The organism is Methanoregula sp. UBA64 (assembly GCF_002502735.1).
GTDB lineage: Archaea > Halobacteriota > Methanomicrobia > Methanomicrobiales > Methanospirillaceae > Methanoregula.
In genome coordinates, this window is record NZ_DAQC01000001.1 from 308620 (window position 1) to 323551 (window position 14932).

The window sequence follows — 14932 nt, forward strand, 5'->3', positions numbered from 1 at the left end:
ATGCACACAGACACAGGAATACGTGGAAGAAACATCAGAACCTCGCTTGAAACGGTAAAATGGTTTATCATACCTGATACGGCACGGCCGGGCCGCGACACGACATATATCGACCATGAGCACTGTCGCATCCTCCTTATGATCGCGGCCCCCGGTGCCGGATTCAGGGCAGAAGATACCGGTTCTTTTGGTACAAGGTTGCCGGTGCGTATCTGTTCTTAAAATCCCTTCAGGCTCCGTAAGGGGAATGGCGGACTATCCGCTGATGTTTATCCGGGTGTTGTCTAAAAAAAAAGCCGGGGCAGCCTCTTTGGCGGTGCCTCATGAAGAAAGCAGGAATGTCAGCGGCTCTCTTTTAACGGATGCAGAGGATCTTTCCGGTTGCGCAGGTATGCCATCTGCCGGACCTGGAGCGTGCAGGGATTGATCGCGTCTCTCCGGCTTCGGGACTCTTCAAGAAAGCGATCCGCTTCGGTAGTCTTTACCTCGAAAAATGTAAAATCCCCGGCAAAAAGATCTCCGGGAAATGTATTGTCCTGCTCCCAGGCATCCATGATGGGGATGTACCGCTCACAGGTACCCTCGGGGAGAATGCGAAACAGGCAGACCCCGGGCGGGTCGGATGTCATAAAATAGGAGGGATGAGGGGTAGCCTTGGTAAACCGGATACCGTGATCTCCCGGGAACGGTTCCGTGTGCAGAACGGACCCGGACAGGATCTCCTGCGGGATCTCCTGTCCGTATGCAGCGCAGGCAGATCCCGACGGGGCAAGGTGCCTGCAGACATGGCAGAATGGCGGCAGGCGTTTTGTCTCCAGGAAAATCCCCCCGTTTTTTGGATACTTGCATGTTGAATCTGATCGAAAATAATCCTGATGATCCGGGAGGGGGCGGGACAGGGCAGTCCGGGGCATCGTGGTCCGGAGCCGGCTCCTTCAAAAGCCGGTAAAAAGAGGGTTTACCATCCGCCGGTCATGTGTGGGTACAGGGGCACATAGTTCATATCGGGGTGTAATAGGATTCCCCGGCGCAGTTCCGGCATAACGCATCGCCGTTGACCGTCACATGCCGGTTGTCGGAGACCTGCTCCCCGCACCGGCTGCATATGGCTTTGCCCACCGGGAAACCCGGCAGGTCTTCTTTTTTGATCGCGATCCGGACGCGCTCGATTTTTAAGATCTCCGGCTCCGGGGCTACAGAAAGGATCCGGATCACTTCTGCCGGCGGCAGCTTGTCGTGTTCGGCCCGGTTTTTTTCATGGATGGATACCCGTACGGCATTCCCGTTCTGTGTATCCACAAATGTTGCTGCGAACTTCCCGTAATCCTTAAATTTGAGGCTGCGGTGGCCGAGCGAGCAGCCGGTGATTGCCTGCACTGCATCGGCGCCGCAGCGGTCGATCTCGACGTACACGATAAGGTTCCGGTTGTTCTCGCGCGGGTTCATGCCCAGTTCCCGCATTCCGGCAATGGTCAGCCGCGTCCCGAGAACAATGCCCGGGCAGACATGCCCGTGGAATTCTTTTGCTTTTGCGAACAGATCGTCAAAGTCGCTCATGTCAGTCATCCCTTTTGGTTCTCCTTACGATTCACTCTTTTTTTAAAGATACGGTATCACCCGGCTCTTCGTTGCCGGGACACGTGTTCCACCAGATATGCGCACCGAGCGTTTTGCTGCCCAGAACCAGACCGCGCTCCTCCTGGCGCAGGACCGACTGGAAATAGTTCCTGACGATCTCTTTTTGCGCATCAGTCGTGCAGTTCAGCCGTTGGGAAAATTCCCGTACAGCATCGTCCACGGTTGCATACACCGGTGCGGCAAATTTTGTCTCTATCTCGACATTTGCATAGATGCCCGTCTCGCAGAGGATCTGCCAGAGCCAGTCTGCGGTTGGTTCTCCCGGGAAATCTCCCCCGTGGAGCAGCGGCCAGAGATCCCGGTTCACCTGCACCCATGCTGGGGAGGTCATGAACCAGAAGAGATGAACGGTCCCGGTACAGCAGGCCTGCATTTTGAGAAGTGCCTCTCCCATGTCCATCATCGTGAGCGAGTACGATGCGATGACCACGTCAAACGGCCCGTCAAGCTCCTTTTGGGTTACATCCTCCCATCGTTTGGGGATGATGGTGATACCGCACATCCCGCGTTCCCGCATGTTCTCTTCAAGAACTTCCCGCATTACCGGTGAGGGTTCGACCGCGGTAACCCGGCAGCCCCGGGCAGCCAGCGGTACCGCATAGATCCCCGGGCCGGCACCGATATCGAGGACACGCGACCCATCGGGTATCCTCATCGCATCCAGGTGTGCGGTGTCGCTTTTTTTGCGCTTTGCATGATCCTTTATGTAAACCGACTGGATCCTTTTTTTGTCAGCCCAGAACTCCTTTGCATTCCCGTAACCGGGCACAGCGCAGTGGGCCAGTTTCAGCTGCCGCCACTGTTCGCGCCAGAAAAAGGGATCGGCAGGGGATCTCTGGGGTAGTGCTGCCGTGTGCGGGCTCTCGAAACCCGGGGACAATGTCATGTTTACCTAGTGTACTGAATTTTATTCGTTTATTAACTGGGGTATTTTTATTTTCAAGGGCTCCCTTTCCGGACTGTGAGTGTCCTTTATCTGAATAAGGGGATACCGGGTTGTCTCCAAAAAAGATACCCCTCCTGGTGCCTCCAACCGGTATTTCCCTGCCAATAATGATACACCCGGAGAAGATCTGTTTTACCAATCATCGTCATTACTGGAGGTAGTTGCTGATCCCGCGGTATTTTTTTCCATTGCATCAAGGGGATTGGGAGATGTGCCGGTAATGACCGCTACCGTTGTATCGAGATAGTTCCCTTCGATCGTGATCTGGAACTGTCCTTCTTTATAGACCGGGATGTATCGCGGCCCATTACCCTTGCTGTCTTCCGCACCGGATGGTGAAGTATACCCTTCAGAATTTTCATCCTGATCTGCACTGGAATACGTGGTGCTTGCTGAAGAATCGTCGCCATCTCCGCCATAGCCGGTGTTTTTCCCGGTATCCGAGCTGAATTCCCTGCCGTACCCATCCCGTGCCACGATCTGCCCGGTCTGGTTGTCCCGTACGGTAATTGTCATATACGGTCGGTTAACGGGAACAAGTACGGTTCCCCGGCAGGAATCCGGATCGCTGAGACAGTCGTATTTCGGGTTGATAGTATATTTTATGTACAACGGCCCCTGAACCACATTTACCAGAAGACCATAGGCATTTCCTGTCAGGGTATACGTCTTTGTGAACTCCGGCTGACGATACAGGAATGCATACTGGGGAGTTGCGTTGATCCGTGGTGCATGCTGGATCTCATAGGGATTCGGCGTAAGGATGGGAGCTACTTCCTGGACGATCTTGGAGTTTTCCGGAGTAATGCGGGGGACGGGGACCGGTGTGGGTGTAGTTGGCACCATGGTCTGCATATCGGTCCCGACACTCTCGGTAACTGGCTCTGATATATCCTCCCCCCCGGTGAGATGCTGGATATTTTTAATACATCCCGCGCAACCCGCCCATGCAGCCAGCACGAGAAGGACTGCGACAAGTACTATCCCGCGTGTTCTGTGTGATTTACCCGCTGGCATCTTATCCTTCATATAACATACACCTGCGCAGCCGCACTTGCATACTGACCTGGCATCGTGCCCAGAGAGAAGCCTGCTCCTGTGGTTTCAAGATAATAGTATTTCCTGCCATCGAGCGGGTAATAGTACCCGTTGCAGTTTTCACAGGCCACTGCAACTGCGGCATGATCCGGGAACATCACTACCGCAACATCGTAATCCATCTCCTTGAGGAGCGCGGCGGTAAGGATTGCGGTATCTTCGCAGTCGCCGTTTCCGTCAGCAAGTGTCTCGACCGGATATTTCCAGTAATCTGTTTTCTGTCCGGTCCCGGGATCGACATCGTCTGCATATGCAATCGACTGGACGAAAGCTATCACATTATGGTAGTCATTGCGCGCTGCAAGGTTTTTATTCCCGCTCGTATCCTTGAGTTGTCCTACCAGGTCGTGGAGATAGATCCTGTCCTCCTCGCTGAGTGCGTAACCCTTAAGGGAGGTAACCATAGTTGGGTGGGGCTGGTTCTTGTAATACGTATACAGGCTTTCCGGAATGTGCAGGGTGATCGACTGGGCGTGACCCAGCGTATACCACTGATAAGATCTGGTGATGACAGGACCGGTCTGATCGCCTGCTGTAAGGGGACTGTCGGTATTTTTCCCCTCATTGTAGACCTGCATGAACGGCTGGTTTGTTCCCGCAGGGTCACTGGTGAGCCATGCATACACCTCCCGGGTCTCCCCGCCGTTCAGGGTGAACGTGATATTCTGTGAGGTGGCGTTGATCTTCCGGAACTCCAGGGTATAATTTCCTGCCGGGACCTGCTCGAACGTAACCGGTGTTACCGTCTTGTATGTGCCGTTTAGGTATACCGCGGCCCCTGACGGGGCAGAATCCACAATCAGCGTCCCGTCATCGGGAATTTTCTCAAGATCCGTCTGGACAAGTCGCGAGCTTCCACCGGCTATCTCAAGGGTCTGCGTATAATTTCGGTATCCGGGTTTCTGGACGAGGAGCCGGTGTGTTCCTGCCGATACCCTCATGAGCAGCGTCGGCGTTGTCCCGAATACTGTACCGTCGATATATGCGGTTGCGTTATCCGGGACCGAAACGATCCCGAGAAATCCCGTCTGCGGGAGGGGGATGAGGGATTCATGGTATTCCGGGATCCGGCCGGGATCCGCAGTGACCGTGTCCGTGTAATCCACATAGTTGGTCTTCTTTATGAGGACCGCATGGGGGCCGGGAGTGAGAGCATCGACAAGAAGCGGCGTCTTTCCTTTCAGGCTGCCGTCAACGTACAGGTCGCCCCCGGGTGGCTCGGTGGTGATGTAGACCGTGCCCCGGTCGTCAAGTCGCTGGAGATTTGCGATGACCACATCGGGATTGCCGCGTTCGAGGGATCGTTCCGCAACAAAATCTGCATAGCCGTTTGCGCTGACAAGGACCGTATGGTTGCCGCATGACAGCTGGTAACCGGAGAGCGGCGTCAGGCCGATCAGTGTCCCGTCAATGCTGACCGCGACCTTGTCCGGGATGGACTGCACGGTCAGGGCGCATGAGGTCTCCGCTCCTGCAGCCGGAACCCCGCTGAAAATAATCGTGCAGAGCAGGCAGAGGAAGATAAATATTGTATTTTTTCTCATTTTCGTAATATCCTGTATGGTCAGAACTCTATTTTGTTCTTACGGAATTGCTGCGCAGTTTGTTTAATGACCGTATGTTTTGCCCGATATACCCGGGGTGCAGGCGCTTGACATCGACATGACAACGAAAAATTCCCGGTCCCTTTTTTTGAGTGTTTGGGTATCCTGCCAGAATTGAATTTGCCTTTCCCTTCTTTCCTGAACTACAGTGGTGTCAAGGAGTGAGAAAAACTGGTTTATGTTCACTATATTTTGTTGACATTCAGCAAATATTAAACCATTACTTTCTACCCCCCAAATCCGCGCAGCACATGTGTTTATGTCTTACATTTCCTGCATATCGGATCCGATTTCTGGGATTTCATAAATTTCGCCCGGTTCTGCAGGATCCTGACCATGGAGTCCGAGAGGATATTTCCAAGAGATACATCTGCCCGGTAACAGCAGGGAGCAACATCTCCGTTCCAGCGGACAAAGAGGGTATACCGGATCAGCAGACAGGGATTCGTATGAACCAGGGGGAGTTTGATTATCAGTGCATGCTCTGTAGCAGATTTTTGTATCTTTTTAAATAACGTCCCCTCGTTTTTCTGCATCGCCACCGTCCACGGGTACGATCGTTCGAATACAACGGTATCTGCCCCAAGGTTCTTGGCCGTCTCAAGCATAGCATCCACCTGACTGAGAGTGTCTTCCATCAGGGCGATATTAATACAAATTTCCGGTGTTTTCTGTCCGCATCCGTTCCGCTGTCCGGCGAACCGGGAAATATTTTCGGAAATTTGCGGAGTAAAACGGTCGAGATCCGGGAGGCTGAATGCAATGGCATCGAGCCCCGATGCGAGCAGGACATCCGCTTTTTTGTCAAGAAGCGTGGCGTTCGAAGTAAAATTAACCGATTTTTTGTGCCCTGCCGCATACCGGATCATATCGGGAAGGTCCGGGTGCATCAGCGGTTCGCCCCACCCGTGGAGGGTGACATACCGACAATGTGTACTGTCAATAATCCGGCAAAACGCATCAAAAGAAAGGTATTCATCCGATCTGCAGAGATCCTTCCGGAGACAGAACGGGCAATCAAGATTGCAGGCGGTTGTCGTCTCCAGCTGCAGGATCGGAGGAATCGCATAAGTAAGGAGGGACATTTTCCTCCTTACCTAAACATCCGGGTCGAGTCAGAGTCGCCCGTATGGACAATGGTTCCTGGCAATCCCAAGAGGTAACTCATGCTTTTCCTGACTCCATTCGAATTAAAGACCACAAGACCGGCGATCAGTCCGATGCCGAGAATGTGGGCTGCTGCGAGGCCGATTGCTGCTTCGGGGAGAACTATGGGTGCACACATGCATTTTCACCTCCATAATGTCGTTTATTAGTGTTTAATTTCGGCGGGAAGATAAACATTTCTCATTAGTCCCTCGTCATGGTAATATAGTTACATTACTGGCATTTTTCTGCCCTGCGTCAGGATGAAGCCGGTGTGCTCCTGTTCCCGGAAGCTTTTCGTTTACGCAGGTACTCCAGACCACAGGCTGCCCATGCAGCAGTGACTCCTCCTACTATCACGATGAGGGAAAGGACCGGTATCATCAGGGGATCCGGTGGGAACCGCGAACCAAAATCATTCCCCCAGAATATCCAGAAGTGAATCAGGTAGTAGATATTGGCGATTCCTGCTGCGATAAAATACCTGCACGGGTACCGGTAGCATACTATTGCCAGACTTATTCCGAGAATGGCGAAAATACCGTATACTATGGGAAACTGCATAAGTGGCAGGTTTTCCTCACCCTGTTTTGCATATCCCGTAATGGCAATACCCAGTGTGATGATGCTAAGTGCGGCAAGAATGAGTGGGAAAATCCTGTCTCCTGCTGAATGTTTTGGCAGGAAGTGGCAGACAACCTCGATAATGATCGCGACGATAACCAGGACATCCAGTGACTGGATGATAACCGCCTGGATCCCAAAGAGAAGGTCAATAGCAACAAGAACGGTTGCCATTGCCACTGCAGTACCGGGTTTTTTTACCAGAATCAGACCGGTAAAGAGCCAGAAACAGAGGATGCTTCCAAAGACAAACACTCCTGCCCCGGGTCCCGGGAGCATCAGGGTGCCATACACAATCGCAGAGATTGTTCCTTCTGGGAAAAGATATGAAGGGACCAATGCCCCCGTCAGTGCAGCAAGCACGGAAAGTCCGAGGATCAGTCCGATCTCCTTAAGGCTGAAATAAACGCCTTCTCCCGATCCGTTATCCGGTATAACTCCCATAGTATCTCCCCTAAAAACGGTGTTTCCCGGTTGACCCGGAAAACATTTCTGTTAGATTTTTATGCCTTCTCAACGCTGTGCCGGCTGTACGTGTTCCAGAGAAGATAGAATCCGTATGCCAGTACTGCCATAACTGCCCCGCAGACAAAGGCAAAGGTCAGCAATGCCGGAATTGCCGGAACAACGGGAGTCCAGCTGAATAACCCGGTCTTGCCGTTGAATGTCCAGCAGAATGTTATGTAAAATACCTGTGAGCATCCGGCACCGATGATGTATTTTGCCGTTGGATAGAGGAAACACACAGCTGCAAGACAGAGCGCAAGAATGCCGGATACTGCATACCCGAGCGGGAATACCGTAGCTGCCGCACCGTTTTCACCCATCTTCGCATTACCGGTCAGCATCAGGGCAAGGGTGATGCACCCCATAATGACGAGAAGTATGGGGAACAGGTAATTCCAGGGTTTTTTTTCGAGGGCAAGAATACCGAAGATCTCGATAATGATGGCAACAACGACAATAAGGTAGTCCAGCCTGATCCCGCGTCCCACGACAAGGGATACAAGGAGCATGAATGCGAATATCAGGACTGCCATGGTAATGGCGGTGCCGGGTTTTTTTATGATGAGAAGTCCCAGAACCAGCCAGAGACAGGTAAAAGCGGCGCTGATGAAGATACCTGCACCGGGGCCGGGCAGCTTTAAGAATCCGTGGACAAATGACGATCCGCCGCCCCCCGGGAGGATATGCTGGAGCCCGAAGCTGCTGGTCAGGAAAGCGAGCAGGGCAAGGATTATGATGATACCCATGTCCTGCGGTGTGAAATAATCCCTGATTTTATTCAGGATACTGGTTGTTGTAGTGTCTGTCATCGAAACATCCTGGTGCGAAACGACAGGAACCGGTCCGGGCTCCCTTGTATTCTATAAGACCGGTACCAGTTTCTCCATACCTCCAAATAAGCATTTTCTTTTAACAATTCCAAAATGTTTACATAAAATTTTATTTCCCGACAGAATACGGATCAATATGATAGGAATCCAGTACACGAATCTGACGGTGACGAGTTAATGACGGATCTCGATCTCCTGCTTGCAAAGGCAAAGGCGTTCCATGGCGACCTCTGCGCCGGTATCGTGCTTGGCACCCGCATGACCATGATCGGGATGCGCGAGCTGGGTATGAACCCGCTGGAACGGAACAAGAACCTGATAGTCTACGTGGAAATTGATCGCTGTATTGCCGATGCGATCCAGGCAATCACGGGTTGTTCTCTGGGGCATCGTACCCTGAAATACCGGCCGTACGGCAAGTTCGCCGCCACGTATATCAATCTTAAAAACGGCGAAGCGGTGCGGGTTGCGGTCGTTGAGAAGAAACGCACGGAAAAGACCGGGCAGGAAGCAATGAAAGATGCATCACGGATCCTTCTTGAGGCCCCCGAGGCAGACCTTTTCCGGTTAAAGAAGGTCCGTGTTGCAATCCCCGAAGGGGATATGCCGGGTATGCCTAAATACCATGCACGGTGCAGCCGGTGCAACGATATGATCGTCGATAATAAAGAAGTAGTGGTGGACGGTGCAGTACTTTGCGGTAACTGCGCTCACGGATCCTATTATACCGAGACGGAATAGGAATCTAGTCCTCTTTTTCCCACCAGATCTTTGCCTGATAGGATGGCCCTTTCAGGACATATCTTCCGTTCTCGTACAAGAGTTTTTTTTCAAGGTACGTGCGGAGTACAGCAACCTGTTCTTCGCTTTTGAGTTTCAGGCCGCCGGCCTGATCGGCCACCGCCTCGTCAAGGCTTGCAAAACCGGTCATCTGTTCTTCTTTTGTGACCTCGACACTGGCATAGATCCCCATCTGGTTGAGCAGGTTAACGATGATGTTCGGGCGACCTTTCTTTCGGGCACACTCCCCAAAGAGCGGTTCCCAGATCTCGTGATAGTTCCGGCGCCAGGGAGACTGCATGTCGGCAAACCAGAAGATATACACATATTTCGATGAGGCCGTATTCATCTTACGGAGCGCTTCACGGAGGTCCGGCACGCCCAGGGAATAGGAAGCGACTACCACATCGTATGGCGCATCAGGATCCGCCGAAATATCCATATCCTCCCATTTTTTTGGAACAATGCGGATATTTTCAATGGATTCTTCCCGACAGTTCTCCTCCAGGCACGCGACCATGCCCGGGGCTGGTTCGACAGCGGTGACGTGCCGGACTATCTTTGCGAGAGGTACAGCAAGTGTCCCCGGGCCCGCACCGATATCGAGCACCCGGGAATCGGGCGTGAGGTTCATTGCCCCGATCCGCGCCCGGGATCCTTTCCAGTTACCTTCCTTTGCGGTGCAGCTGAACTTCCTGCACCGGGCAGGATCGGACCAGCGGTCAATACAGGAGACAAAACTCCCCGTTTTCCCGGGTGCCGATGCCTCGTGTTTCCAGGCTTCGTTCCAGTCAATATCGCTGACGTCCAGCATCATATTTCCTCCATTCAGTAACCTGCCACCGGAGATCTTCACGTAATATTAGTATTCATAGTTAACAAATTTAAAATGTTCAAATAATGTTACGTCCAAAGAATAACCTGCAGGAGAAAAGTACCGGGTGACGGTACCGATCGGACACGTGATGACATGACAAATCAGGCCCCGGGCAGTATCCTTGAAAAAGCATATGAAAAACTGGTAAGCGAATACCGGCGGCTGGATCTCCCCGATATCCGGGTAAAATGTTTCGGGCTTAACCCGGGCTGGAATGCACTTATCGGGACCGGTGGATGCTGCGGGGTTGCGATGAGCTTTCAGGACAATAATCCCCATTACGGGACAGACCAGACCCTCCAGGATACCATGTACCTGCAATCCTTTGTGGGGCAGTCCCTCTTTGAGGTTGCACGCGCGAACATGTCCGATCCCCGAGTGAGCCGTCGATCCATAGCGCTTACGGCGCTCAATGCACTCTCCCAGCCCTTTGTCACGGATGAGATGCTGGAGTCGAAGGGGTATAAAGTTGGCATTGAGGTAAAAGATCTTGTCCAAAGCGACGATTCTATGGTGATCGTAGGGTATGGCGGCCTTGTGAAGAGTTACGCCGGGCGGTGCCGTGAGCTGCATGTTACCGATCAGCGGCCGCCGGATATATTTAAAACGACCATCGTGGGAACGACCGTCAGTTACGGACCGGCCGGGATCACGGTGCATTCTGCTGAAGAGAACCGGGAAGTTTTAAAAGACGCCGATATTGCGATCATCACCGGTTCGACGCTCGTGAACGGGACGTTTGAGGAGGTTGCCGGTTATGCAAAGAATGCCCGGATCCGGGCCCTTTACGGGTCGAGCGCGCAGCTGATCCCGGACGTGCTTTTTGAGAACGGGATCAATATTGCAATGTCGGTGGCAATCAGCGATCCGGCCAAATTCGAATACGACGTACTCAATGCTCCCGATATGGAGACGGCCCTCCGAAAGCACCAGCGGAAGTACAATGCAGGGTGTATCTGAAGGGATCTGTACTCCCGATCGTATCCGGATTGTCCGGGCCTGATTGTTTTTGGAAATCTGGAGTTCTTGTTATTTTCAAATATTCAGCAACAATTTATAATTACTCAATAAATCCTCATCATGGATCCGGGGGAACATGTCCTTATCTTCTGCCCTGACCGGAACGTGCAGGCGCTCTATGCGGCGGCCCTCCGGGAGCTTGGCGGTGTCACCCACTCGTTTGTCCTCACCGATATGGATGTTGTGACAAACGTTACCGGTGAGACCGTCCAGCGGCGCGAGGAGAAACAGGCGCTCCGGAACAGCCTTGCGCAGCTCAAGGTCATTGGCGCTCCGCTCGGGATTCTGCACCAGTCCGTACTTGTTGAACCTGTCACGTTAGGGAAGGTCACTGATGCGGTGCTTACTATCCACGATACGCACCCGACTGCCCGGTTTTCCTTTGTGCTTGCAGGATCCCCCGCTGCTCCCGTTGCTCTCGGCCTTTTTAAGATGGCACTCTGGTTTTCCGGGGATCTGTATCTTGCAACCCGTAAGATGGCGCTGGAAAAACTGACCGTACCTCATATGTCGTATGAGGAATTCCGGGCTAACCCGAACTACCTGCATATCCTCACACTCCTGCACGGGAAGACCGGGACAAAATACGGGATGCCGGCCGGTGTCCCGCGCCAGGAACTTTTCCAGTCGATGAGGGATATGTATGCCCCGTTGCGGGAGACTGAAGGAAAGGGCCGGTACCGTGAACTCACGCACGGGAACTTCTCTCAGTTTCTTTCCGTACTGGAAGAGCGGGGCCTTGTGGCCGGACAATTCCTGCCGGGCAGCAGCAAGATCCGGCTCTACAACATCACGCCCGATGGCGAGATTGCGTTCCGGCTCTTTTCCGAGCGGCCTCTCTGACGTGAAGATGTTAGTAATATTACAGATATTCTGTAAAATTACAGATGTTCTGTAATATTAAGGATAGTTGGTTTGGAGCAGGAATACGATTTCTGCAGGATCGGGATCAAGAATTTTCCGGTTTTTCTAAACCTAAAGAAAAACGGGGTTAGTTATTTTTGGGTCACATCCCAGACCATCATACCGGAGAATGCTTCCGAAACTGAGGTATACTTTCCGTCAACCGCAGAATTTTTGTAATATGTCCGGATCTTCTTTTTGGCCGCTGCCGTGCACTCCCCGGTCCGTTCAAGGCTCTTGATGGCCCGGTCCGCTGCATTTTCCCACTCGACATTGTTTTTCTTTTTGGAATGGTTGATCCGAACGGTGGGACGATACCCGTTCAGGTAGAGGTACACAAAATAGTAGATGAAACCCGACATCGAACCCCGCGATGGGTGAAATGTCTCCTTTTTTAAGACTTCACGCATAAGTTCGTCGTGAGACTGGTTCCTCCCCCCGGGCAGGAAGTGGCTGTAGTAACAGAATTTCCGGGAGCATCCCATCATCTGTTCGAATGTCGCAAGATCCCGAACCGCTGGTGTGGCGGAGACCACAACGAGATCGAACTTGTTCCGCAGACCCAGTTCATCGATATCCGCAGTCCACCAGTGGCATTCAACCGGTTCTATCGAAAGCCCCTCGCGATCCGCGTTCTCCTTGAGATAGCCCAGCGCTTTATACGAGATATCAAGGGAAGTCACCTTCGCACCGGCCCGGGCCAGGGGGATGGAGATAGCTCCCGGCCCGCACCCGATATCAAGGACACGGGATCCTTTTGCATGGAATCCCGCTTCGTCAAGCATCGCGAAGATCTCATCCATCCGCTTCTGTTTTTTCCGGGGATCCAGTATCTTTGCAAAACCGTCGGCCCGCTCATTCCACAATTCAACCGAGCCAAGATGGCTCATGGGATCCGGTGACTTCTTTGACGATCTTCCGCACTGGATCCAGTTTTTTACATTGATATCCTGCTGCATGTGTGTCCGTTGTTCTATTATCGCCCTGCACCAGTTATGGTCGGGCACCATCGTTGTTCATCGGGCGATTCTCTTCAAGCATGATGCCCCCAAGGCTCGTACTGCGATCCTATTTTGCATCCATCTGGATATCTCCCCAAATTGCACTATCCTTCTCGAATTAACCCGTTTTCCTTCACCCGTCTCCTAATTCCGCTCGTTGTGCAAGTACATCATTCAGATCTTCGTCACTGAGATCGATGATCCCGTTATGTCCATTATTTCCGTCGCTCATGTCAGGGTGTTTCATATGGGCAAAAAACAGAGATTCCGGATCTCATCTGCCGAAGATCATCCCTTCCACTCTTTGCCTTCCACTCTTTGTATGACTGCCGTTGCGGCAGGATTTCCCCCGGGCAGTGCCTCGCCCTTAAACCCGGCCTCGCGGATGGTTAGGTCTGCGGGAAACACTGCAAGGATCCGGGAAGGATCCGGGACGGCCTTTGTCAGGATCGGGAGGGTTTCTGCAGTTGTCTTATTTAAGACAAAATACAGGGGCACATGCAGTTCGTCTGCCATGAGGGAAACCGTGGGTACCAGCCCTATGGATTCAAACGTTGGATCGATCACCATAATGAGGACGTCGCAGGCTTCGCCCAGTTTGCGGGCCAGATGTTCGACACCCGCATCGGAATCAATGATCACCCGTTCATTATCGGCGAGAGTAAGCCCCCCGAGGAACTGCCGCGCAAGACCCACCCAGCGGCCTTTCCCATGCTGGTTGGCATTCTGGATCTTGCCGACCCTGACCAGTTTTATCCCGCCGCTGCTCTCACAGAAGCCTTCCGGGATCGTGTCGTACGTCCATGTGCCGAGGAGCGGGGTGCCCCGGGGAATCCCTTTCTGGCGTGCCTCTCTCATAGCATCCCTCATGGATCGCTGCCCGACAAAGTACCCGGTGAGATCCGGGGGAGCATTGGTGCCAAGGATATGATGAAGCCCGGTATTCGATACATCGGTATCCACAACAACGACCCGCTTTCCCTCCAGCACGTACTGCCGGGCAAGGAGTGCGGTGATTGTACTCTTTCCGGATCCGCCTTTTCCGCAAATCATCAGTTTCATGGTTTTGTTCCTGGTGTATGTTGCCGTAATTATGTGACCGTAGCTCGATTTTTTTAGAAATTGCTGGCAATTTTTTGGGGAATGGATCAGGTCGGGCCTCTCACCTTTTCCTCAAGTGTTTTTATAACCGCACCTGTTAAGGGATAGTTCTCAGGAAGTGCCCTGCCCCCAAGACCTGCCCCGAGAAGGACCGGATCCTGCGGGATCTCTCCGATTATACGGCTCTTGTCTGTGATGACATGCCGGATTGTCCGCGAGGTGTTTTCATTGGTTTTATTTAAGACAAAATACAGGGGAATTTTTACGTTTCCCGCCATTTCGGCTGCCCGTTCTGCAAGTTGGCTGGACTCATAGGTCGGGTCGACGACCATGAGGTTCGCATCACAGACCGAGTCAATCCCCCGGCCGAAATGTTCGATTCCCGCTTCTGTATCGACAATGAGCCGCTCGTTTTCTGTCAGCTGCATACCAAGAATGAACTGCCGGGCAAGCCCCATCCACGGTGATTTGCAGGACACCGTAGTGTCCCGGAGTTTGCCGATGGTGACCAGCTGGATACCATTTTTTACCGAACCATACCCCGCAGGGATGGTGTCGTATGTCCACGTACCAAGATTCGGAACGTTTTCCGGTCTACCAGCGTGGCGCAAGGCCTTTAATTTTTCCCGGACCACGTTTTCCCCATTGAAATAGCCTATCAGGTCATCAGGGATGTCCGTGCCCAGAAGGCGGTGGGGTCCAAGCACCGTGGACACGTCCGCATCCACAACAACAACCCGTTTTTTGTCTTTTGCATAGTTTTTTGCAAGGAGCGCAGCAACGGTGCTCTTTCCTGATCCGCCTTTGCCGCTGATCATCAGTTTCATTGATTACCTCCCCTTGGAAATACCGGTATC

At 52.7% G+C, this 14932-nt stretch carries 16 protein-coding genes; 3 read left to right on the forward strand and 13 right to left on the reverse strand.

Annotated elements, in window-relative coordinates; translation table 11 throughout:
- Nucleotides 1-341: 341 nt before the first annotated feature.
- The 9 genes from BP758_RS01510 to BP758_RS01550 all read right to left on the reverse strand — a co-directional run bounded on the left by BP758_RS01510 (nt 342) and on the right by BP758_RS01550 (nt 8372).
- Nucleotides 342-629 (reverse strand): hypothetical protein, encoded by a 288-nt coding sequence (locus BP758_RS01510; RefSeq protein ID WP_292368023.1) that lies wholly within the window; start codon nt 627-629, stop codon nt 342-344.
- A gap of 370 nt (nt 630-999) precedes the next feature.
- Nucleotides 1000-1557 carry an FmdE family protein gene (locus BP758_RS01515; protein ID WP_292368025.1) on the reverse strand — a complete coding sequence of 186 codons (558 nt, stop codon included), beginning with the start codon at nt 1555-1557 and terminating at the stop codon, nt 1000-1002.
- 31 nt (nt 1558-1588) lie between these two features.
- Nucleotides 1589-2524, reverse strand: coding sequence for a class I SAM-dependent methyltransferase (locus BP758_RS01520; protein ID WP_292368027.1), 936 nt, complete (start codon nt 2522-2524; stop codon nt 1589-1591).
- A 192-nt stretch (nt 2525-2716) separates the two neighbouring features.
- The gene (locus BP758_RS01525; RefSeq protein WP_292368029.1) at nt 2717-3613 is read right to left on the reverse strand and encodes a hypothetical protein; all 897 of its coding nucleotides are present in this window, start codon (nt 3611-3613) and stop codon (nt 2717-2719) included.
- On the reverse strand, nt 3610-5226 hold the full coding sequence (locus tag BP758_RS01530; RefSeq protein ID WP_292368031.1) for a PEGA domain-containing protein: 1617 nt from the start codon (nt 5224-5226) through the stop codon (nt 3610-3612). The genes BP758_RS01525 and BP758_RS01530 overlap by 4 nt, the downstream gene beginning before the upstream one ends.
- Nucleotides 5227-5543: 317 nt before the next feature.
- Nucleotides 5544-6371 carry a radical SAM protein gene (locus tag BP758_RS01535; protein ID WP_292368032.1) on the reverse strand — a complete coding sequence of 276 codons (828 nt, stop codon included), beginning with the start codon at nt 6369-6371 and terminating at the stop codon, nt 5544-5546.
- 8 nt (nt 6372-6379) lie between these two features.
- Complete coding sequence (locus tag BP758_RS01540; protein ID WP_292368034.1) at nt 6380-6571, reverse strand: hypothetical protein; 192 nt, start codon at nt 6569-6571, stop codon at nt 6380-6382.
- Nucleotides 6572-6690: 119 nt separating this feature from the next.
- Entirely contained in the window at nt 6691-7500 is an 810-nt protein-coding gene (locus BP758_RS01545) for a hypothetical protein (protein ID WP_292368036.1), read from the reverse strand.
- 59 nt (nt 7501-7559) lie between these two features.
- A complete protein-coding gene (locus BP758_RS01550) occupies nt 7560-8372 on the reverse strand; it encodes a hypothetical protein (protein WP_292368038.1) in 813 nt (270 codons plus the stop codon).
- Nucleotides 8373-8570: 198 nt separating this feature from the next.
- Here BP758_RS01550 and BP758_RS01555 point away from each other — a divergent pair, with 198 nt between their 5' ends.
- The gene (locus BP758_RS01555) at nt 8571-9134 is read left to right on the forward strand and encodes an FmdE family protein (protein WP_292368041.1); all 564 of its coding nucleotides are present in this window, start codon (nt 8571-8573) and stop codon (nt 9132-9134) included.
- Between the two features lie 4 nt (nt 9135-9138).
- Here the strand turns inward: BP758_RS01555 and BP758_RS01560 are convergent, their stop codons facing one another.
- Nucleotides 9139-9990 carry a class I SAM-dependent methyltransferase gene (locus tag BP758_RS01560; protein ID WP_292368043.1) on the reverse strand — a complete coding sequence of 284 codons (852 nt, stop codon included), beginning with the start codon at nt 9988-9990 and terminating at the stop codon, nt 9139-9141.
- Nucleotides 9991-10143: 153 nt separating this feature from the next.
- Here BP758_RS01560 and BP758_RS01565 point away from each other — a divergent pair, with 153 nt between their 5' ends.
- Nucleotides 10144-11010, forward strand: a complete 867-nt coding sequence (locus tag BP758_RS01565) for a Rossmann-like domain-containing protein (protein WP_292368045.1) — start codon at nt 10144-10146, stop codon at nt 11008-11010.
- Nucleotides 11011-11130: 120 nt separating this feature from the next.
- Entirely contained in the window at nt 11131-11913 is a 783-nt protein-coding gene (locus BP758_RS01570) for a hypothetical protein (protein WP_292368047.1), read from the forward strand.
- 152 nt (nt 11914-12065) lie between these two features.
- Here the strand turns inward: BP758_RS01570 and BP758_RS01575 are convergent, their stop codons facing one another.
- The 3 genes from BP758_RS01575 to BP758_RS01585 form a co-directional block, all read right to left on the reverse strand.
- Nucleotides 12066-12983 (reverse strand): class I SAM-dependent methyltransferase, encoded by a 918-nt coding sequence (locus BP758_RS01575; RefSeq protein ID WP_292368049.1) that lies wholly within the window; start codon nt 12981-12983, stop codon nt 12066-12068.
- Nucleotides 12984-13262: 279 nt separating this feature from the next.
- Nucleotides 13263-14036: a P-loop NTPase gene (locus tag BP758_RS01580; protein WP_292368051.1), complete on the reverse strand. Its 774-nt coding sequence runs from the start codon at nt 14034-14036 to the stop codon at nt 13263-13265.
- A gap of 86 nt (nt 14037-14122) precedes the next feature.
- On the reverse strand, nt 14123-14902 hold the full coding sequence (locus BP758_RS01585) for a P-loop NTPase (RefSeq protein WP_292368053.1): 780 nt from the start codon (nt 14900-14902) through the stop codon (nt 14123-14125).
- Between the last annotated feature and the right edge of the window lie 30 nt (nt 14903-14932).

What these genes read in the sequence shown, in the direction of transcription:
- BP758_RS01585 (WP_292368053.1), bottom strand. Translation starts at nt 14,902, where the DNA reads ATGAAACTGATGATCAGCGGCAAAGGCGGATCAGGAAAGAGCACCGTT.
- BP758_RS01560 (WP_292368043.1), bottom strand. Translation starts at nt 9,990, where the DNA reads ATGATGCTGGACGTCAGCGATATTGACTGGAACGAAGCCTGGAAACAC.
- BP758_RS01540 (WP_292368034.1), bottom strand. Translation starts at nt 6,571, where the DNA reads ATGTGTGCACCCATAGTTCTCCCCGAAGCAGCAATCGGCCTCGCAGCA.
- BP758_RS01570 (WP_292368047.1), top strand. Translation starts at nt 11,131, where the DNA reads ATGGATCCGGGGGAACATGTCCTTATCTTCTGCCCTGACCGGAACGTG.
- BP758_RS01555 (WP_292368041.1), top strand. Translation starts at nt 8,571, where the DNA reads ATGACGGATCTCGATCTCCTGCTTGCAAAGGCAAAGGCGTTCCATGGC.
- BP758_RS01575 (WP_292368049.1), bottom strand. Translation starts at nt 12,983, where the DNA reads ATGGTGCCCGACCATAACTGGTGCAGGGCGATAATAGAACAACGGACA.
- BP758_RS01535 (WP_292368032.1), bottom strand. Translation starts at nt 6,371, where the DNA reads ATGTCCCTCCTTACTTATGCGATTCCTCCGATCCTGCAGCTGGAGACG.
- BP758_RS01525 (WP_292368029.1), bottom strand. Translation starts at nt 3,613, where the DNA reads ATGAAGGATAAGATGCCAGCGGGTAAATCACACAGAACACGCGGGATA.
- BP758_RS01530 (WP_292368031.1), bottom strand. Translation starts at nt 5,226, where the DNA reads ATGAGAAAAAATACAATATTTATCTTCCTCTGCCTGCTCTGCACGATT.
- BP758_RS01510 (WP_292368023.1), bottom strand. Translation starts at nt 629, where the DNA reads ATGACATCCGACCCGCCCGGGGTCTGCCTGTTTCGCATTCTCCCCGAG.
- BP758_RS01550 (WP_292368038.1), bottom strand. Translation starts at nt 8,372, where the DNA reads ATGACAGACACTACAACAACCAGTATCCTGAATAAAATCAGGGATTAT.
- BP758_RS01515 (WP_292368025.1), bottom strand. Translation starts at nt 1,557, where the DNA reads ATGAGCGACTTTGACGATCTGTTCGCAAAAGCAAAAGAATTCCACGGG.
- BP758_RS01580 (WP_292368051.1), bottom strand. Translation starts at nt 14,036, where the DNA reads ATGAAACTGATGATTTGCGGAAAAGGCGGATCCGGAAAGAGTACAATC.
- BP758_RS01545 (WP_292368036.1), bottom strand. Translation starts at nt 7,500, where the DNA reads ATGGGAGTTATACCGGATAACGGATCGGGAGAAGGCGTTTATTTCAGC.
- BP758_RS01565 (WP_292368045.1), top strand. Translation starts at nt 10,144, where the DNA reads ATGACAAATCAGGCCCCGGGCAGTATCCTTGAAAAAGCATATGAAAAA.
- BP758_RS01520 (WP_292368027.1), bottom strand. Translation starts at nt 2,524, where the DNA reads ATGACATTGTCCCCGGGTTTCGAGAGCCCGCACACGGCAGCACTACCC.